Below are 18,988 nucleotides of genomic sequence, written 5' to 3' on the forward strand. Positions count from 1 at the left end.
CCGGGCCACCGGTGCATTCACGCCCCCAACCGGGGATATCACCGACTGGGCCCCGAGTGGAGGTCGCCAGCCGGCCTGGGCGCTCACCCCAGTGCGATTCCCGTCACGGGGCTGTCCAAAGTGACCACTGTGCGGGAGATGCCGCGGGCCAGATCGACCTCGCGGATCTCGCCGGAGAGGTCGGAGACATAGGCGAGACCGCGATCCAAGTCGAGCGCGAGTCCGATCGCCTCATGGAAATCGGTCTCCAGCACGCTGGGCGCCACAATGGCTTTGCCCGGCGCGGGGACCCGTGCCCGGTTGAGTGAGTTGCCCATCGGACCGTCTCCGCGATCTGTCCAGTAGAGCACTCCGGATTCGTGGTCGAGCTCGAGGTCGATGACCTCCGGCAGCCCGGAGGCGATGACGTCGCAGTCGACCCGGTCAGCAGCCGTCGACCCTTCGGGGATCTCGAGACCGGCGCGCAGAATACGACCCTTGCCGCCGTCGGCCGGTCCTTTCAGCGTCCAGTAGAGGACTCCCGCCTCACCGTCGACGGCGACTCCGACGCATTCTTCCTCGACGCTGTTTGCTCCGCGGTCGCGCGTCAGCACCAGCGGGGTCACCTGGCTGCCGTCGGACTCGCAGCGGTAGATTCCGCGACCTTCCCGGTCAGCCCAGTAGATGCGGCCGTCTTTGGGGTTGCGCGTGATCTGCTTACCTGTGGTGAACGCGCCACGTTCGACCACCTCGGCGAGGGTGCCCGTCTCAAGATCGATGGCGACGATGGAGCCGTTGCGGGTGGTGAAGGGCGGCTCGGCCATCGGCTCGTCGGTAGGGTCCGGTTCGCCCATCTGGGTGACCAGTGCCCGGCCGTTCTCCTTGTCGATGACGATCCCGTCGGGGGCTTCCTTGAGCTCCGTGCTCAGGATCGTGGTCTCTCCTGTGCTCGGGTCGATCTGAACCAGATTGCCCTTCATGACTTCGAGGGCGTAGAGGGTCGACGATTCGCCGCGGGCCACAGGAGGCACGTAGCCGTCCCATTCCATCGTGTCCGCTCCGGAGGTGCCATAGCCGACGGCATCGATCGCGCTGGTATCAGCTCCCGAGCTGTCGATGCCGACGATATCGATGGCATTCGTGTCGGTTCCCGAGCTATCGGTTCCGTACATTGGCTGGGTGGACATGGAGTCCTTCTTCCTGTGGACGTCGAAGGCGTGCGGCCGGAAAGGTTCGTTGGCTGAAGTATCTCAGAGGATGAGGCGGTTCGACAGTTGAGGTGCCCTCAGAATGCGAACCCTCTTCATCGCGCCAGCCTCATGCCATCGGCCTTATCTCACGCAGCGTGCTCAACAGCACGGGGCTGCGCAGCCGTAGCCGGCAGGAACCGACCCGCGCCCTTGAGACCGAAGGAGGTGAGGACCGCAGCGATGAGGACGAGGACGACCGCCGCACCTGCCGCCCACTGGACGCCGAGGTCGAAGGACGCCACAGCTGCCTCGGCGAGTTGGTCACCGAGGTTCCCGCTCTGGGCGCTCGCATGCTCGAGTGACGAGCCGAGGGTCTCGAACTCGGGTCCGGCTGCCGTGGTGCCCAGGGTGGATCGCAGGTGGGAGCCGAAGATCATCGTCGAGAGTCCGCCGAGGACGGCGGTTCCCATGACCGACCCGAATTCGTAGGCCGTCTCGGAGATCGCCGAGGCGGCACCCGCCTTGTGCGCGGGCACAGCGGCCAGGATGAGGTCGTTCGTGATGACCTCGGCCGTGCCGATGCCGACGCCCAGGACGAGGAACGAGATGAGCATGCCCGCGACCGAGTGCTCGGGTGTGAAGGCGACGATTCCGAGGCCGACAGCATTGAGCACGAGGGCACAGGGAACGACGACGCGCGGCTGCACTCGCGCCATGATCGGCACCGCCGCGTAACCGGCGACGATCGAAGTGATGAGGCCCGGGACGAGGACGAGCGCCGCCTCGACCGGGGACAGCCCGAGAACCAACTGGAGCAGCTGGGTGCCGAAGTAGAGGAACCCGGCCAGGCCCATGACGCTGAGCAGATTGGACGCCACCGCTGAGGTGAAGACCTGATTGGCGAAGAGCCGGACGTCGAGCAGCGGACGTGAGGAGTAGAGCTGGCGGAGGACGAAACCGGTTCCCGCAAGTGCGGTCACCGTGAGGCTGGCCCAGAAGAGCAGGTCCACACCGTCGGCCATGACGTGCTTGATGGCGAAGACGAGTGGGGTGAGCGTGAGCATGGACAGCACGATCGACAGCGGATCGATCCGGCCCGGGTTCGGGTCACGTGATTCCGGCAGCAGCACGATGGCCGCTGGGATGAAGATCGCGATGAGCGGCAAGTTGATGAAGAAGATCGCACTCCAATGAAAATGCTCGAGCAGAATTCCGCCGACGATGGGACCGAGTGCGGCGCCGCCTGAGAACATGGCGGACCAGGTGGCGATGGCGACTCGGCGGTCCTTGGCATCGAGGAAGATGTTGCGGATGAGCGAGAGCGTCGAAGGCATGAGGGTGGCGCCGAAGATGCCCAGCAGCGCACGAGAGGCGATGAGCATCTCCGCCGAGGTGGAGAATGCCGCCAGCAGCGAGGCCAGCCCGAAGCCGAAGGCGCCGATGACGAGCAGTTTGCGCCGGCCGACTCGGTCGCCGATGCTGCCCATGGCCACGAGGAGTCCCGCGAGCATGAGCGCATAGATGTCGACGATCCAGAGGAGTTGGGTACCGGTTGGATGGAGGCCGGTGCTGATGGCCGGTATCGCGAATCCCAAGACGGTGTTGTCGATCGAGATGAGCAGAACAGGGATCATCAGCACAGCCAGGCCAGCCCATTCGCGCCGGCCGGCGCGCAGTTGTGGTGTCTGTGTGGTGAACATGAAATCTACTGTACCGTCTAGACGGTACAGTAGACAAGGCTGCGGCCGGACATTTCTGCCCGGTCGACGATCCGCCTGCGCGCCTACCTATCTCGGACCAAAGTCAGCACCCAGTCACGCGTTCGAGCAGGATCGATGACGTCGTCGATGTCGAAGATCATGGCCGCACTCATGGCCTTCCCCTGTTCATATTCTGCCGCGATGAGGTCCTCTTCATGACGCTTCCGCTCACCATCGTCCTCGATCGCGGCCAACTCCTTCGCGTACCCGAGTCGCACAGCTCCTTCGAGGCCCATCGGCCCGATCTCACCACTGGGCCAGGCGATGGTGAAGGCGCTCGCGTCGAATCCTCCGGTGGCCATGGCCATCGCCCCGAGGCCGTACCCTTTGCGGATGATGACAGCACCGACGGGCACAGTCAGCGCGGCACCGGCAACGAAGAGGTCCCCGAACGCGCGAACTCCCGGCTCGTTCTCCGCCTCGGGCCCGACCATGAAGCCCGGGGTGTCGATGAGAGAGAGGACCGGAACCCCATGGTCCTGAGCCAACCGCAGATGCTGAGTGAAAGAGCGCGCAGCGTCGACGTCGATCGCCCCGCCGAGGTGGTGATTGTCATTGGCGATGAGCGCCAGGGGGTACCCATCGACTCGCATGAACCCGGTGACCGCTCCCGGCGCATAGCTGCGCCTCACTTCGATGAAGGTGCCGTCGTCCGCGATGGTGTCGATGACGTCGCGAATAGCGAAACTGCGCAGCCTGTCAGCCGGCACGATCGTTCGCGCTCGCTCCGCCTTCTCATCACCGAGGCGGCCCTCGGGTGATTCGTCGAACGAGTCTTTGCGCTCTTCACTTCGGCTTCCAGCCAGAATCCCGAGGGCCTCCCGAGCGATCGCCACCGCGGCAGACTCATCGTCGGTGAGGACGTCGATGACTCCGTTGGCGGTGTGGATGTTGACCGGCCCGATGTCCTCCGGTCTGTATCGACCGAGTCCCCCGCCTTCGATCATTGCGGGTCCGCCCATTCCGATGTTCGCGTCCGGTGTCGCGATGATGAGGTCGCAGACGCCGGCGAGCGCTGCGTTTCCGGCGAATGTTCGACCCGAGACGATGGCGATCAGCGGTACGGTGCCGCGCAGTCTGGCCAGGGACGCAAATGTAGGAACCTGCAGGCCGGAGGTCGGCCCTCTGTCGGTATCTCCGGGTCGGCCTCCTCCACCTTCGGCGAAGAGGACGATCGGGACCCGTTTCGTCTCAGCGAGCTGAATCAGCCGGTCGGTCTTCGCATGGTTGCGGGTTCCCTGTGTGCCAGCCAGAACTGAATAGTCGTAGCTGATGACGACCACTTCACGCCCGTCGACGGTCGCAGGCCCCCCGATGAGGCCGTCGCCCGAAGTCTTGGCGATGAGGTCGTCGATGCCGCGCCTGCGGGTCTGCGCCGCGATGACGAGTGGGCCGTATTCGACGAAGCTGCCGGCATCGACGAGATCGTCGATATTCTCCCGTGCTGTGCGACGACCCCGGCTGCGGATCTTGGCTAGCTGGTCTTCGCGTGCCACATCTCGGATAGCTGCATGCCTGTCCTGAACCTCGGCGACCCCGGGGTGTGGCTTGGAAGCAACGACGTCGTCAGCCTCACCGAATTCGGCACCGGAGAGGACGGCAAGCGGCTGTCCCGCCACAACCTGTTCGCCGACTGCGACGAGATGGCGGACGTTTGCAGACTTCGAACCGCTGACGGGATGGTGCATCTTCATCGCTTCGATGAGGACATACTCACTGTGGTCATCGCTGAGGGCGACAACCGCACCGCTCACGGTCGCGCGCAGCAGCGACTCCCCTGCACTCAGCACAGGTTCACAGCGATTCACGGAGGCTGCATCGCGCAGGTGCGACGATGCCTCGGCTGGGCTCGCAGCTTGCGACTCTCTTGCTCGAGCCTCGATCTCCTCGGCATGTTCGTCGTACGCCGATGTTGTCGAGTTCCCAAGTTCCAGGATTTCGGTGATGGCACGCAGCACCCCGGCGTTCGCCTCGATCCCAGTGGTGTGGAATTCGTCGAGAGCGCGCCTGGCGGCATCGATGGCCGCAGCGAAGGTGGGGCCGTGGATGGTGATCTTTCCGAGCAGAGGGTCGAATCCTCCGGTCACGCGGGTTCCCGCGGTTGCCCAGGTGTCGATGCGCACCCCGGGGCCCGTCGGCCACGTCAGCGACTCGATTCGGCCCGTGCTCGGTGCAGGCTCTCCCGAGTCGAGCAGAGTCTCTGCGGAGATGCGCAGTTCGATGGCGTTTCCCCGTGACTCCACATTGTCCAAGCCCGCGGGTGCTCGCCCCGCGGCGACGTCGAGCTGCGCTGCGACGAGGTCGAGTCCGGATACCGCCTCGGTGACGGTGTGCTCGACCTGGATACGCGGGTTGACCTCGAGAAGCCAGTACTCATTTCCGGCGACGAGGAACTCGACAGTCGCCAGTGAACGGTAATCAGCTGAGGAGACGAGTCGTACTGCGTCAGCATGGAGAGTGCGCCGCAGGTTCTCGCTGATCCCCTGTGCCGGGGCGATCTCGATGAGCTTCTGCCGGCGCCGCTGAATCGAGCAGTCACGGTCGCCGAGGACCACAGTCCCGTCAGGGGTGCCGATGACCTGCACTTCGATGTGGCGGGCACCGATGACCAACGCCTCCGCGAAGATACGGGCATCGCCGAATCCGGTTGCAGCCTCAGACGCGCATGCCCGCAGAGCACCGGCGAGGTCAGCAGATTCGGTGACGATGCGGATTCCGCGGCCTCCGCCACCGGCCAGGGCCTTGATGGCGATTCCTGCCGGGTGTGCGGCCAGGAGCGCTCGGGCAGCCCGAAGCGCCTCGCCTGCATCGGAGCCAACTCCAGAGCCGTTGTCATCAAGTGTCAGAAGACTGGTGGCCGGTGTGGTCGGGATTCCGATCTCTTCTGCACGAGAACGCGTGGCCTGTTTGTCTCCGAACAGCTCCAAAACATCGGCATCGGGACCGACCCAAGTCAGACCCGCCTCGGCGCAGGCACGAGCGAGCCGCGGAGATTCGGAGAGGAAGCCGTACCCGGGGTGAACCAGTTCACAGCCTGCCGACGTTGCCGCTGCGACGATGGCGTCGGGGTCGAGGTACGCGGATGCACCGACACCAGGAAGGGTGACGACCTCGTCGGCGAGCGTGACGTGCAGTCCGGCCGCAGAGCCCAGAGTTTCCTCATTCGCTGACTGCACGACCACCGCACGGTAGCCGAGGGCCCGGGCCGAGCGGATGATCCGGCAGGCGATCTCACCGCGGTTGGCGACCAGAAGGCCAACAGCCTCGGTGGAATTTGCAGCGATCAACGGTTTCCCTCCAGCAGTTCGTCGATGAGCACCGTCTTGCGGATCTTGCCCGTCGCGGTCATGGGCATGCCGCCGACGAAGACGAACTCGGGCACTTTGTACACGGCCATGTTCTCTTTCGCCCAGGTGGTCAGCGATTCACGGTCGGCAGCGGCGCCGTCGGCCAGGACGATGAAGGCAACAGGCAGCTGGCCGTGGTCGGCATCGTCGCGTGGGGCGACAGCCACCGTCTCGATGTCGGGATGGGCGCGAAGAAGGCCTTCAACCTCGGCAGGGAAGACGCTCATTCCGTTGACCTTGATCATCTCCTTGGTGCGCGCGAGGTAGGTCAGGGCGCCCTGGTCATCGAATCGTCCGGTGTCGCCGGTGCGCAACCAGCCGTCGATGAGCGAGTCCTCGGTCGCCCGCGGATTCTTCCAGTAGCCGGTCGTCACCGAGGGCGAGCGGACGAGGATTTCGCCGGTTTCGCCTACGGGCACCGGGTTGAGGTCGAGATCGACGACGACGATGTCGGTGCCGGGAACCGGGAATCCGCAGTACACGGGTTCGGCGCGCAGATCTCGATCGTCGTCCTGCAGTCCGAGGGTGAAGGTGTCCGAGGTGTGCGTCTCGGTCATGCCGTAGGACGCTTCGCGCAGAACGAGGCCTGTTCGCGATTTCCATCCTTCGCGCAGTTCGACGTCGAGTTTGCGAACGAAGGACACCGCTTGGCAAGTCTCCAACGAGGACAGGTCTGTGTCGGCGAACTCTGCGGTGTCGAGGAGGTCCATGAGTTCGACGTAGCCGTCAGCGGGTGAGACGACGCGGGTGACCCCTCGCTCGGCGATGCTGCGCATGGCCGCCTGCGGGTGCCAACGGGACATGATGACGACTTCGCCGCCGCCGTATATGGGCAGGAGCAGGCCGAAGTTCTCACCGGCGACCCAGAACATCGGCAGGAATCCGAGCGATACGACCCGTCCTTCGCCTGGGGACGTCGCCATTCCAGCCATTGCCGAAATCGCTGTGTACGAGAGGTGCCCGAGGGAGTGTTCGCACCCCTTGGGCAGCCCGGTCGTCCCGCCTGTGTAGTTGAGCGAAGCGAGCCGGTCGGGGTCTGCTGGCACATGGACGACAGGCTCCGAGGCGAGGACTCGGTCCCAATCGCCTGCGTCCTCGGGTGCCGGGACAGTATGAGGACAGTCGGCGCTGGGCTCTGGTGCCGACGAGACGGTGAAAAGTGCAGCGGGATCGGTCCACGTAATGTCGATGGGCTCAGGAAGTTGCGAGACCGCGGCTTCGACGAGGCTGCGCGAATGCGGGTGAGCGATGAGGTGAGTTGTGCCGGAGTCTGCCAATTGATGCCTGAGTTCTTCGGTCCGGTACATCGGGTTGACCGGAACGTAGACAGCGCCGAGCCAGGCGATCGCGATGAAGGAATGGACGAACTGCGGGCAGTTGCCCATGTACACGCCCACTCGAGTTCCCTCGGCGACACCGTGTTCGGACAGCCAGCCGGCCGTCGCCGCGACATCGTCTTTGAGCTGGCTCCACGTCGACGTCCAACCGTAGAAGCTCATTGCCGCTGAATCGGGGCGCTCGTTGGCCCAGTGGATCACCGTCTCGGCCAACCCAGGTCCGGCTGCGGCCTCAGGGACCGTGTGCGGGACCACTTCGGGCCACAGCGCTCGCAGAGAAGCGAGTTCAGCTGCCGATTTCTCCCACCAGGAAGTTCGAGTGTCACCATTGCTGCCGTTCATGGAAACTCCTTCTCACCGATCACCGCTGACCGATTGACGACTCTGTCAATCACAGTTCTAATCGAAGGAGTCTCCGTGTGCAAGCGCTGGATCGGCTCGGACCACTTGGCGAGACAGCTGTTGCGTGGCAGGCCCTGACGAATCAGTCGCTGCCGGATCGCGCGTTCGGGGGTCAGTCGTCGTGGGGGCGCGTTCAGGGATCAGTCGTCGAGAGCGGTGAGATCTCCGGTGAAGCCGATGATCGCGAAGTAGACCCGGGTTGCCTGATCGATGTAGTAATCCAGGCGGCTCATGTCGTTTCTGATCGCCGAGGCGGCATCGACGATGACCGCGTCCATGAGGTGGGCCGCGTATTCCTCATCGACACGAGGAGTCGCGAGGCCGGAATCCCGAACGCTGGTGATCTGACGCAGGATACGGCGGAAGGGCTTGCCGACGATGACCGCGTTGATCTCAGCAACCTGCGGATCTGTCTGTGCCCGCTTCTCAATGACGTCGAGGAGCTCAAGATTGTCGACATAGATGGTGATAAAGGCTTCGATCGAAGCCCGCGCTACGAGCACTGGATCATCCGCCATCGGCTTTGGGTAGTGGTGCGCTTCGAGGATTTCGTCCCTCAGTGTTGCTGCGACGACGCGGAACACCTCTGCCTTGGTGGCGAAGTAGACGTAGAAGGAGGGCCGCGAGACATCAGCCACGGCAGTGATGTCGCCAATCGTCGCCGCGTCGAACCCTTGGGAGGAGAAGACCGTCCGAGCAGCGACAAGGAGTCTGTCCTTGGTCTCCGATGCGAGGTCCCGCCGGATGTCGCGTGCCTTCGTCCAACCCATGTCCCGAATCGGTCGCTGTTCCATCGACACCTCCCCCGTTAGCTCCACCCATGACCCTTCGCCTGGGTATGGCGACAATCCTATCGGCGCACATCGATGCTTTAGCTTCAGCGACCGCGCATCTCCTCCATCGACTAGGCTCAGCGCTATGGCACGAAACCCCTCCGACACCAAAGAGAGACTGCTCGACGCGTTCGATACCCTGCTCGACGAACACGGCATCTCCGGGGCGACCTTGGACGCAGTCGCAGCGAAGGCCGGCGTCTCCAAGGGCGGACTGCTCTACCACTACGGGTCGAAGGCCGAGCTGATCAAGGGCAGTCTTGAACGTCTCAGCAGTCTGGTAGACGAAGATGTCGAATCCATGAAGTCAGCCGGCGATCGACTCCATCTCTATTACCTCGAGACGTCAGCCGAGGTCGGAACGCCCCTCGATCGCAGCCTGATCGCCGCAAGTTGCCTGGCCCAGGAACACGAGGATGCGAAGACTGCACTCCGAAAGACCCGCGAAGCCTGGTTCAACGTGCTCAATGACCACCTCGGTGATGCCGATCTGGCCATGACGATCCAGCTCATCGGCGACGGAATGTACTTCAACCAGAACTTCGGCCTCTCACAGGACGAAGCCTTGGCCCACGTCAAGAACGTCCTGGCACGGCTGGGGTTGTAGCCGCTCGCAAACACGCAGTGCCTGCAATCCGGATCGGCGATGAAGCGACAAAGCGGGTTGCAGGCACTGTTCTATAGTTGCCTACAGTTTCTTCAACCTCTCGTGTGCACCGCCGTATGGATAGCATCCCTTCAGGAGCGTCTTGGGAACCTTGCAGATGACGGTGTAGACCGTGTCCACTACGTTGGCGACCGGTGTGAGTGCTGTCTGGGAGACGAATTGGTACGAGTCCATCTGTGACATGCCAGTAATCTCCGCAACCCACGCGACCATGTCCGAATGGGCAATTCGGAAGGCATCTTCGAGCGGTCGTGCAGACCCACTCGCCATGATGAACTCATCTGTTTCGATGCGTGGCCACGGCGTGTAGACACCGGAAACCACATCGAGTGCGACTGTCGAATTCATCGCAGCTTCGACGGCCGTGCCGCAAGTTTCACCTTCACCCTGCCGGGCGTGCCCATCGCCGAAGCTGAACATGGCACCTTCCACATTCACCCCCAGATAACACGTTGCCCCTTTCCGCAATTCAGGAGTATCCATGTTCCCTCCCCACGAGCCGAGGGTCAGAGACGAATGGACTTCACCTTTCGGCGGAGCCACTCCAACCGTTCCGTGCATCGGGTCCAGCGGCAGGGCGTACACGTGATCGGAGTCATTGGCCACAAAGCCGACAGTCCGACGATCCCGGTCGATCGAGTAGCGCCACACATTTTCCTGCAACGGGTCCTGCAGGGACGCGGTGAGCGGGGTTGATGTGAGTGACCCGAAGAACGGGATCAACGCGCTGATTCCGAAGTCGAACCGAGGTTCGATCGACGTGAAATGCACTGCCAGAGAATCCCCGGGATGAGCCTGCGGAATGAAGAAAGGGCCAGTCTGAGGATTCAGGTAGCCTTCCATTTCCGCGTTGCTGGGCAGAGTCCCAACTTCATTGAGCCGGCCTGCAAAAGCATCCAGAGTAGACGTCGACAGCCGGGCCGGAACACCAACCTCGGCCACCGCATCGGTACCACCGAAAGTGTAGGTCAGCGCCTTCGGATCTCCGTCGAAATCCACCGCGTAGGTGACTTCATTCGCGTTCTTCAACTCCCAACCTCTTTCAGAATTCCGGATGCTTCGTATGAAAATCGGTGACTCTCTGGAAGGCGTTGGCGACTCGTACCAGCTCCTTCTCTGTCAGTGCTCCTCCAACCAGCTGACCGGCGACCGGTAATGTCTCGGCAATTGTGAACCCGATCGGGAACGTGATCGTCGGCATCTGGCTCATTGTGAATGGCACCGTGTAACGGTGCACTTCAGCCAGTTGCTCGGCTCCCATCGTCAACATGTCTACAGCGAGCGGCGCTTCGTAAGGCAACCCTGGGTTGAACATCATATCGACCGTCGACAGGACATTCTCGACCGCGCCCTTGAAGATTGATCGACGCTTGAGCACTTCCTGATACTGCACCGCAGATGCTCGTTTGCCGATGTTGATGACCTCACGTAGCCCCTCACCATATGAGGTTTCGTTCTCATCGAACCAGGCACCGTGAGCAAGTGCAGTCTGCACCCCGCAGACCGTGAACCAATCGTCATTGATCTGCTCGGGGTCGGGAAAGTTCACCGGAACAATCTCCGCACCGAGGGCCTCGAAAGTGGCAAGGGCAGCGATCATGCTGCTCTTCACCGTTTCTGAAACATCAGTGAGCGCCCAAGCAATGTCAATGCCAATCCGGGTGCCGGATAGGCTTATATCAGTTCGGGCGCCGTAGTGATCGACAGCCGCGGACAATGAAGTCGGGTCCTTCGGATCGAAGCCGGCAATAGCTTCGAGGACGATTCCCGCGTCGCGTGCCGACCGTGCCATCGGCCCAACGTGGTCAAGACTTCCTGCCAGTTCGAAGACTCCATATCTGCTGCATCGACCCCAGGTCGGCTTCAGCCCGGTCACCCCGTTGGCAGACGATGGCATACGGATAGAACCGCCAGTGTCTGAACCCAAAGTCGCAAAGGCGAGACCGCCCGCAGTCGAGGATCCACTTCCACTGGAGGAGACTCCCACCCAGCGGTCCAGACCCCACGGATTCTTCGGCGGCTTGAACGGCAGAGTGTGCTCTCCGTATATACCCTCCGTGGTGTGCACCCTCCCCAGGATGACCGCCCCAGCCTCTCGCAGACGCTGGACGACAGTGGCCGTAGTATCTGCCTTCATGCCTTTGCGGCTCGACATTCCAACTTCGAGAGGACGACCTTGGTCACCGTAGATGTCCTTGATCGCCATCGGCACTCCGTGCAGAGGACCCCGCCATTGCCCACGGCGATACTCCGCATCCAAAGCATCCGCAGCGTTGCGGGCAGAATCCACATCGACATAGGTATACGCCTGTAGGACCGGATCGACATCGGCTACACGTTGAAGCATATGGTCGACCACTTCACGCGAGCTGACTTCCCGTCGCATGATCTTGCCGGACACAGATTCCAGGGTCTCAAAGTGCAAACTTTCGTCACTCATGTGTCTTTCTCCTTCTATGCCTGATGCTTGGCCGCGTTGTCAACAAGGGAGTAAAAGCGTCCCTTGGTGATCACCGTCAGAAGTACGTGCAGGATCGGACCGATGAACATCGCAATGAACGATGCGTAGTAGATCGGATACATACCGGCAAGGCCTAGTCCCCCGATGATGACAGCGACTCCCATAGCGATCATTCCGCATGGATTCCAGTCTCTGATGACCTTCTCGTCATAATCGATCTTCTCCGTCGGAGCGTATTTGAACACTTTTCGGCACACGTAATAGTCCGCGAGGAGGATGAAGATCCACGTATTCGTCATGATTCCGGTGACTGCCAAGAAGGTGTCGGTGTACTGCAGAACGTTGACTGGATAGAGCGCAATACCCAAGATCAGGAGTCCGACCATCCACCAGTTGCGCCGGATCGGCCTCTTCGCGAATGCATCCCAAGTGTTGGAGAATGCGAGAGACCCTGAATAGAGGTTCATGACATTGATTCGAATCTGGGTGATGATGGCGAACACAACGCCAAGGAAGCCCATGACCATTGCGAAGACGAACCCGGGATCGGTCGAATAGAGGACTGGATCCCCCTGGGAGATACTCGGGTAGACCGTGAAAGCGAGGAGCGATCCCAGGATCAGGACGACGGCGATCATAATCATCTCGCCGAACATGATTCCTGCGGTCCCCTTGTACCCGATCTGAGGGCGTGAGAAGCGACCATAGTCCGTGGCGAGCAGAGCCTGGAACACGATCTGCCCATTCACCAACGAGAACGCCTGCCACATCACCGTGGGATCATCTGGAGTAAGTGAAACCCATTGCCCGGGCCCCGCAATTGCGTGGCCCTGAGAGAGCATAAAAATTCCGAGGATGAAAAGCCCCAAGAAGATCGGCATGCCGAAACGTTGCAGAATATTCATCGAGTGCATTCCACGCCAAGCAAAATACAATGCCGCGGCACCGACAAGCGCAAAGATAACACTTGCGGTCACCGAGCTCTGACCTACCCCGAAATATTCACTCAACGCATGCGAAACAATGCTTCCTTCAAAAATAAAGTAGAAATGTAGTTGATTCCATAAATGAAGGAAGCAACGGCTGACCCTTTTGCGCCAAACCCCAATCCACGGGTGAGGAGAACAAGACTGAGTCCTTCCTTCGACGCAATCTTCATAATGAGCGAACCAAGCACCGTGGACACCACAACCAGATAGCCGATCGGAATCAACATCATTGGCCAACCGACGAGGAAGCCGATCTGGCCCCCAAGAGTGAACCAGAACATCGCGGTGACGTTGCCCGTCAGAATCAGGAGGATTGCAAATGCAGGCCATCGCTGAGACCGTGGAACTCGCTTCGTTGCGTAACTTTCCATTTGATCATCCAGCGACGTTGCTGGACTTTTGAAGGCATCCCTGAGCGCCAATGTGACCTCTTTCATAGTCGAGACCTAGCAAGACTCACATGTCCAAGGCATTCTTGCAATGAAACTTATGGAAAATCCCAACTGTCAAGACTGCGATACTTCACAGTCATTGTGCAAAAACGCCTATTGCATTCCGGCGGCAGGTAAGGGATATGTTCGTGGTTGCCAAACTTAGTTGCCAATTCCGCTCAATTTACGTACTAAATCAGTGATCATCAAAACGCAATAGCGCGCCTGATTGTTGCCAGACCCGCCGCCCAAAGGCTCTGGAGTTGTGCGCATATAGTAGTGGAGGCTGCGCCGGTTCTCTGACGCAGCCTCCTCCTCATCTAGAGGGGTCGAGACCACCAACGTCTCAGCTCAGGTGGTGAGATTCTTGCAGGCCGTACACCGGCGTATCGATTCCCTCATAGCGCGCTTTGAGCTGGAGCCCCAGGTATAGCGAGTAGTGCCGTGACTGGTGGAGGTTGCCTCCCATGAACCAGAGGTTCTCCTGCTGAGTGGGCTTCCACATGTTCCGCTCTTCGCCCTCCCACGGGCCGGGGTCCTTGGTGGTATCGGAGCCGAGGCCCCAGCATTTACCCACCTTGTCCGCAGTCTCCTGATCGACGAGGTCAGCGACCCACCCGTTCATCGACCCGTATCCGGTTGCGTAGACGACAAGGTCAGCAGGCAGCTCGGTGCCATCGGCGAGTGCTACGGAGCCCTCGGTCAGATGGTCAACGTCGCCCTTGGCCAGTTTCACCTTGCCGTCGGCGACGAGTTCAGCGGAGCCGACGTCGATGTAGTAACCGGAGCCGCGGCGCAGGTACTTGAGGAAGAGCCCGGACTCGTCGTCACCGAAGTCGAGGTCGAACCCGGCTGCTTCCATCCGCTGGTAGAAGTCCTTGTCGCGCTCCTTCATCTGGTCGTAGAGCGGAATCTGGAATTCGTGCATGATCCGATACGGCAAAGAAGCAAAGATGAGATCGGCCTTCTCCGTGGTGACACCGTTGGCGAGCGCCTTCTCCGAATAGAGATCGCCGAGTCCGATCTCCATGAGCGAGTCGCTCTTGACGATATGCGTGCTCGAGCGTTGGACCATCGTCACATCGGCGCCGTGTTCGTAGAGCGCCCCGCAGATGTCGAAGGCGGAGTTGTTGCTGCCGACGACGACGACCTTCTTGCCCGTATAGGCGTCGGGACCCCGGTGTTCCGAAGAGTGCTGTTGCTCGCCCTTGAAGATGTCGGCCCCGGGGAAGCTCGGAACATTCGGCTTGCCGGACATGCCCGTGGCCATGACGAGCTGGGTCGGGTGCAACGTCACCTTTTCGCCATTGCGCTCGACTTCGACTGTCCACTGCTGCGACTTCTCGTCGTATTTCGCCGAGTTGGCCGTCGTCGACGACCAATACGGAATCTCCATCACCTTGGTGTAGAACTCCAACCAATCTGCGATCTTGTCCTTCGGGGCGAACACCGGCCAGTTGTCGGGGAATTTGAGGTAGGGCAGGTGGTCGTACCAGACCGGGTCGTGCAGGCACAGTGACTTGTAGCGTGATCTCCACTGGTCACCTGGACGCTCCCAGCGATCGATGACGAGAGCAGGCACACCGAGCTGACGCAGGCGAGCGCCCAAAGCAATGCCGCCCTGTCCGCCACCGACGACGAGGATGTACGGGTCAGCGCTCTTGCCCCAGGCGGCGTCCTCCTCGGCGAGCTTCTCCGACCAGGACTTCCGGTCGGGGTCGACTCCATGCTCGGCGCCCTTGACTCGGCGGTCTCCGCGGGGCTCTTCGTGGCCGACCAGTTCCTGCAGTGCGGTGAGCACGGTCCACGCTTTGGTCCCGTCCTCGTCGATGAGCCGGACGAGGCCCTTGCCACGTCCCACCGAGGTGGCGAAGGTGAACCAGGCTTCGGTCACTCCGTCAGCTGTCGCGGCGGGTTCGCTGAGTTCGAATTCCGTGGGCGAGACCCGATCCAAGTTGGCCGTCAGCAGATCGGTGACGCCTTCGGGGTTCTCCACCGTCTTGAGGTTCCAGGTGAAGGAGACCAGGTCCCTCCAATAGCTCGCCGTGGCGAACAGTCCCGCTGCGGCCTTGATATCCCGACTGCGCAGTGCGGATTCGAAGTCACCCAACCATTGGGTTGCGATGTCGTCGGCGGTGAGCTGTGGGCGTTCAACTGTCGTTGTCATGTCACTCCTCTTCGTTGAGCTGTGTGATCCCAAACTATGCCTAGGCGAACACCCGCGAAAGAGTTGCATGAAGTTGCATGGTCAGCGGTGCATGCCACACCTATACTCGAGACATGCCTCAGCCGGATCTGGCGCATCTCGCCAAAGATCTGTCACGCATTCACGATGCCGTGATCACCGGTGGATCACCGCCGGAGCAACCACGCGCGCTCGTCAAGCGCTCGTGGGATCGAATGCTGCGCTTGGGCCTCGACCCTGCCGGCGGCAATCACCGCATAGTGGCCGCCGAGGCGGACGTTCAGTCCCGCAGACACCGGTCGAAGCTGCGCCTGATCGTCGAAGAGATGAAATCAGTGCTTCTACAGGCCCCCGAGGCCGCAACGTTCATTCTCGTCGTCACCGATGCCGACGGTGTCATCCTCTGGCGCGATGGTGCCGCCGCCGCTCGCCGACAGGCCGATGGCCTGGGGTTCGTCGAAGGTGCCCATTGGTCCGAATCGATTGTCGGCACGAACGCCATCGGAACCGCCCTGGCCGAGGAAGCACCGGTACAGCTCTTCTCCGCTGAGCATTTCGAATCAGCCCAGCATCCTTGGTACTGCAGTGCCGTGCCCGTCCACGACCCCAATGATGGCCGGCTGCTCGGTGTGGTCGACATCAGCGGGCCTGCCCTCACTCTTCACCCCACTGTGCAGTCTCTGGTGACGACAGCCGTTCGCCTGGCTGAGGCGCGGCTGATGATCCATCAACAGGAGCGATTGAGCAGTCTGCGTACGCGAATGTCCACTGTCCTCCGAGGCAGCCGGTCGCCCGCTCTCGTCGTCGACGATGACGGTTGGGTCGCCTACCAGCAGGGAGTGCAGGCCCGGGACCGGATAGAAGTCCCGGCCCCCGATCGCACGATCCTCATCCCCGGCGCCGGGCTGTGTCTGCCCGAACGGATCGCAGGAGGATGGCTGCTCCAGCCCGCGAGCGGTGACGGCGGACGTCAGGTCGCCGTCGTGCTGCGACAGTCGGTGCAACCGGCGGTCGTCGAGATCGATTCGAACGGTGAGCCTCTCACCGTTCCGCTCACGCCGCGGCGGGCCCAGATCCTGGCGGCGATCACCTCGGCGGGGCCCACGGGCGTCAGCGCCTCCGAACTCAGCCTCAAGCTGTACGGAGATGCCGACCATCTGGTCACCGTACGCGCCGAGGTGTCCCGGCTGCGCAGGTCGATCGGCGCACTCATCGCCACCCAGCCCTACCGCTGGGCGGAAGGCGTGACCGCACGGCTCGAATGACATCGATTCCCGCCGAGGCGGTCCAACCTAATGCGCGTCAGCACCCCGGTAGGTGCCGAAGTTCCACAGCACTCCCTCGGGGTCCTGGACGCTGAAGTCCTTGGATCCGTAGTCCTGTTCGGTCAGCCCCATGACCTCGGTGGCACCGGCCTCAATCGCCCTGCGATAGAGATCCTCGACCTCATCAGTGGCGATGTAGACCGAGCCGGCCGCAACCCCGGTATTCGTCATGACTCCGCCGTCATCACGTACGGACCCGAGCATCACTCCTCCACCACCCGGCCAGCGCAGTTCGGCATGGTCGACGTGCTGCGGGTCATCGGCGTTCGTGTATTCGGCTGCGACCTCGAAACCGAAGGCCTCCTGCAGGAAGGCGATCGCGGCTTTCGCGTCGCGGTAGCGAAACGTCGGCCAGACGTTGGCTCCGTTGCTGTTCGACATGATGTGTCCCTTTCCTCGTCGTTTCGGTACACACCATCATGGGTCGACCCACGGTGCGCAGTCTTGGACAAATGGGAACTATCCCGAAAGTCGCACGATCGGATCGTCATCGAGCCAGCTCGTCGGATTCGTCCCGGTCAGCAGTTTGAAATCGCGATTGAGATGCGACTGATCGGTGTAGCCGCAGACTGCTGCAACCTCGGCCAGCGTTGCCCTGCTCGCCGTGATCATACGTCGGGCCCGGTCGAAGCGGATGACTCGCGCGGCCTCCTTCGGTCCGATTCCGAACTCGGCGCGAAACGCCCCATTGAGATGTCGTCTGCTCCAGCCGACCTCGTCCGCCACGAGCGAGACCGGCAGACCGCCGTGACTGCGCGCGATCCGCCGCCACGATTCGACCACCTCGGCGCGGGGGCCACCACTGCCATGGACGGTGCGAAGAAGAACATCGTCGAAGGCGTCGAAGCGCTCAGGCCAAGACGTTGCGACGTTGACGCGCTCATGAAGTTCGACGGCAACGGGCCGTGCAATGTCGTTGAGGTCAAGGGAATGGTGGGCGAACTCGACGGCGGGAACATCGAAGAAGACTGGTGCAGCGGTTCGCCGATGGCCACGATGAACGTCATCGTCCCTGACGGCAGACCGAGGTGGGTTCCAGCCGGAGCATCCGAGATGTCGTAGCCGACGTAGTCCCCGACGAAGGGCCGCAGCCGCGCATGCGGGCTGCGGATCAGGTCACCGTTGGCCGCCGCGGACATGTTCGCAGTGTAGTCCGGGCACCCGTGCCGCCTCCAGCAATCAGCGTGAATATCGCCGCGTCCAGCAATCAGCGCGAATATCTGCGCACACCTATTGACTTATGCAGGTAAATGCCTGCATATTGTAAAGGTGAGCGATCACAGCAATCTCGACCAGGTGTTCAAAGCACTGGCTGATCCGACGCGAAGACTCCTTCTGGATTCTCTTCGCCGCGAAAACGGACAATCCCTCCGCGAACTCAGCGAAGAGGTCTCCATGGCCCGCCAGTCGTTGACGCAGCACCTTGACCTTCTGGTCGAGGCTGATCTCGTTGTCGTAATCCGCCGTGGGCGAGAACGACGCCACTATCTCAATCCGCATCCTATTCACGAAATCGAGCGACGGTGGACACGCGATTTCGACCAACAGCACTTCAACGCCATCGACGCCGTGAAGAGCCGAGCTGAGGAGACAGCAATGAGCACCGATGAATTTCCCGACTATGTCTACGTCACCTATATCCGAGCCGCCCGCGAGGACGTCTGGGATGCTCTCACCAATGCCGACATCACACCGATCTACTGGAGTGGGATCGCGAATGTCTCGAACTGGCAGGTTGGCTCCGAATGGACCCATTGCAAAGACGGTGACCCCACCGGTGACTACGACATCTGGGGCCAGATCCTCGAGAGCAGTCCACCGGAGAGGCTGGTATTCACCTTCCAGCCCGCCGCACAGCCCCTCGAGACTCAGGGATCGATCGTCACCTATGACATCGAGCAGGCCGGTGAGGTCGTCAAGCTCACCGTGACCCACACAAACCTGCCCGACAAAGGCATGCTCAACGGGATCTCCCAGGGCTGGCCGGCCATTCTCGCCAGCCTCAAGTCCTACCTGGAGAGCGGCGAGGCGCTCCACTACGAGTCGCGCTGAACGCAACGCTGCAGCTCTCATCTGAAAGGC

16 protein-coding genes and 1 pseudogene are annotated in these 18,988 nt (G+C 61.7%); 5 read left to right on the forward strand and 12 right to left on the reverse strand.

Features of this window, described 5'->3' with window-relative positions; translation table 11 throughout:
- Positions 1-83: 83 nt before the first annotated feature.
- The 5 genes from MPN20_RS04780 to MPN20_RS04800 all read right to left on the reverse strand — a co-directional run bounded on the left by MPN20_RS04780 (position 84) and on the right by MPN20_RS04800 (position 8,809).
- Positions 84-1,166 (reverse strand): hypothetical protein, encoded by a 1,083-nt coding sequence (locus MPN20_RS04780; protein ID WP_242780054.1) that lies wholly within the window; start codon positions 1,164-1,166, stop codon positions 84-86.
- 149 nt (positions 1,167-1,315) lie between these two features.
- Positions 1,316-2,869 (reverse strand): MFS transporter, encoded by a 1,554-nt coding sequence (locus tag MPN20_RS04785; RefSeq protein WP_242780056.1) that lies wholly within the window; start codon positions 2,867-2,869, stop codon positions 1,316-1,318.
- 83 nt (positions 2,870-2,952) lie between these two features.
- On the reverse strand, positions 2,953-6,216 hold the full coding sequence (locus tag MPN20_RS04790) for a carboxyl transferase domain-containing protein (protein ID WP_242780058.1): 3,264 nt from the start codon (positions 6,214-6,216) through the stop codon (positions 2,953-2,955).
- On the reverse strand, positions 6,213-7,955 hold the full coding sequence (locus tag MPN20_RS04795; protein ID WP_242780060.1) for an AMP-binding protein: 1,743 nt from the start codon (positions 7,953-7,955) through the stop codon (positions 6,213-6,215). The genes MPN20_RS04790 and MPN20_RS04795 overlap by 4 nt, the downstream gene beginning before the upstream one ends.
- Before the next feature lie 200 nt (positions 7,956-8,155).
- Positions 8,156-8,809 (reverse strand): TetR/AcrR family transcriptional regulator, encoded by a 654-nt coding sequence (locus MPN20_RS04800; RefSeq protein ID WP_242780062.1) that lies wholly within the window; start codon positions 8,807-8,809, stop codon positions 8,156-8,158.
- Positions 8,810-8,933: 124 nt separating this feature from the next.
- Here MPN20_RS04800 and MPN20_RS04805 point away from each other — a divergent pair, with 124 nt between their 5' ends.
- Positions 8,934-9,455, forward strand: coding sequence for a TetR/AcrR family transcriptional regulator (locus tag MPN20_RS04805; RefSeq protein WP_242780063.1), 522 nt, complete (start codon positions 8,934-8,936; stop codon positions 9,453-9,455).
- 81 nt (positions 9,456-9,536) lie between these two features.
- Here MPN20_RS04805 and MPN20_RS04810 read toward each other — a convergent pair whose 3' ends face one another.
- From MPN20_RS04810 to MPN20_RS04830, 5 genes are all read right to left on the reverse strand, one after another.
- Positions 9,537-10,544: an acetamidase/formamidase family protein gene (locus tag MPN20_RS04810; RefSeq protein ID WP_242780065.1), complete on the reverse strand. Its 1,008-nt coding sequence runs from the start codon at positions 10,542-10,544 to the stop codon at positions 9,537-9,539.
- 13 nt (positions 10,545-10,557) lie between these two features.
- Positions 10,558-11,955: an amidase gene (locus MPN20_RS04815; RefSeq protein WP_242780067.1), complete on the reverse strand. Its 1,398-nt coding sequence runs from the start codon at positions 11,953-11,955 to the stop codon at positions 10,558-10,560.
- 14 nt (positions 11,956-11,969) lie between these two features.
- Entirely contained in the window at positions 11,970-12,881 is a 912-nt protein-coding gene (locus tag MPN20_RS04820; protein ID WP_242780069.1) for a hypothetical protein, read from the reverse strand.
- A gap of 101 nt (positions 12,882-12,982) precedes the next feature.
- Complete coding sequence (locus tag MPN20_RS04825; RefSeq protein ID WP_242780071.1) at positions 12,983-13,402, reverse strand: hypothetical protein; 420 nt, start codon at positions 13,400-13,402, stop codon at positions 12,983-12,985.
- Positions 13,403-13,742: 340 nt separating this feature from the next.
- The gene (locus tag MPN20_RS04830; protein ID WP_242780073.1) at positions 13,743-15,563 is read right to left on the reverse strand and encodes an NAD(P)/FAD-dependent oxidoreductase; all 1,821 of its coding nucleotides are present in this window, start codon (positions 15,561-15,563) and stop codon (positions 13,743-13,745) included.
- A gap of 113 nt (positions 15,564-15,676) precedes the next feature.
- Here MPN20_RS04830 and MPN20_RS04835 point away from each other — a divergent pair, with 113 nt between their 5' ends.
- Positions 15,677-16,846, forward strand: coding sequence for a GAF domain-containing protein (locus tag MPN20_RS04835; protein WP_242780075.1), 1,170 nt, complete (start codon positions 15,677-15,679; stop codon positions 16,844-16,846).
- 27 nt (positions 16,847-16,873) lie between these two features.
- On the opposite strand, the gene MPN20_RS04840 is transcribed toward MPN20_RS04835, so the two are convergent.
- Together MPN20_RS04840 and MPN20_RS04845 are read right to left on the reverse strand one after the other, a co-directional pair.
- Positions 16,874-17,287: a VOC family protein gene (locus MPN20_RS04840; RefSeq protein WP_242780077.1), complete on the reverse strand. Its 414-nt coding sequence runs from the start codon at positions 17,285-17,287 to the stop codon at positions 16,874-16,876.
- Positions 17,288-17,365: 78 nt separating this feature from the next.
- Complete coding sequence (locus tag MPN20_RS04845; protein ID WP_242780079.1) at positions 17,366-17,632, reverse strand: helix-turn-helix transcriptional regulator; 267 nt, start codon at positions 17,630-17,632, stop codon at positions 17,366-17,368.
- Positions 17,633-17,653: 21 nt separating this feature from the next.
- On the opposite strand from MPN20_RS04845, the gene MPN20_RS04850 reads away from it, so the two are divergent.
- The 3 genes and pseudogenes from MPN20_RS04850 to MPN20_RS04860 all read left to right on the forward strand — a co-directional run bounded on the left by MPN20_RS04850 (position 17,654) and on the right by MPN20_RS04860 (position 18,958).
- On the forward strand, positions 17,654-17,968 hold the full coding sequence (locus MPN20_RS04850; RefSeq protein ID WP_242780081.1) for a hypothetical protein: 315 nt from the start codon (positions 17,654-17,656) through the stop codon (positions 17,966-17,968).
- Between the two features lie 234 nt (positions 17,969-18,202).
- Positions 18,203-18,304 (forward strand): annotated as a pseudogene (locus MPN20_RS17480) (ArsR family transcriptional regulator); the annotation flags it as partial.
- A 198-nt stretch (positions 18,305-18,502) separates the two neighbouring features.
- Complete coding sequence (locus MPN20_RS04860; RefSeq protein ID WP_242780251.1) at positions 18,503-18,958, forward strand: SRPBCC family protein; 456 nt, start codon at positions 18,503-18,505, stop codon at positions 18,956-18,958.
- The last annotated feature ends 30 nt before the right edge of the window (positions 18,959-18,988 follow it).

Source organism: Brevibacterium sp. ZH18 (genome assembly GCF_022748595.1).
Taxonomy (GTDB): domain Bacteria; phylum Actinomycetota; class Actinomycetes; order Actinomycetales; family Brevibacteriaceae; genus Brevibacterium.

Coding starts and splice junctions, on each gene's coding strand:
- MPN20_RS04835 (WP_242780075.1), top strand. CDS start 15,677: ATGCCTCAGCCGGATCTGGCGCATCTCGCCAAAGATCTGTCACGCATT.
- MPN20_RS04860 (WP_242780251.1), top strand. CDS start 18,503: ATGAGCACCGATGAATTTCCCGACTATGTCTACGTCACCTATATCCGA.
- MPN20_RS04805 (WP_242780063.1), top strand. CDS start 8,934: ATGGCACGAAACCCCTCCGACACCAAAGAGAGACTGCTCGACGCGTTC.
- MPN20_RS04815 (WP_242780067.1), bottom strand. CDS start 11,955: ATGAGTGACGAAAGTTTGCACTTTGAGACCCTGGAATCTGTGTCCGGC.
- MPN20_RS04795 (WP_242780060.1), bottom strand. CDS start 7,955: ATGAACGGCAGCAATGGTGACACTCGAACTTCCTGGTGGGAGAAATCG.
- MPN20_RS04840 (WP_242780077.1), bottom strand. CDS start 17,287: ATGTCGAACAGCAACGGAGCCAACGTCTGGCCGACGTTTCGCTACCGC.
- MPN20_RS04825 (WP_242780071.1), bottom strand. CDS start 13,402: ATGAAAGAGGTCACATTGGCGCTCAGGGATGCCTTCAAAAGTCCAGCA.
- MPN20_RS04820 (WP_242780069.1), bottom strand. CDS start 12,881: ATGAATATTCTGCAACGTTTCGGCATGCCGATCTTCTTGGGGCTTTTC.
- MPN20_RS04785 (WP_242780056.1), bottom strand. CDS start 2,869: ATGTTCACCACACAGACACCACAACTGCGCGCCGGCCGGCGCGAATGG.
- MPN20_RS04780 (WP_242780054.1), bottom strand. CDS start 1,166: ATGTCCACCCAGCCAATGTACGGAACCGATAGCTCGGGAACCGACACG.
- MPN20_RS04800 (WP_242780062.1), bottom strand. CDS start 8,809: ATGGAACAGCGACCGATTCGGGACATGGGTTGGACGAAGGCACGCGAC.
- MPN20_RS04830 (WP_242780073.1), bottom strand. CDS start 15,563: ATGACAACGACAGTTGAACGCCCACAGCTCACCGCCGACGACATCGCA.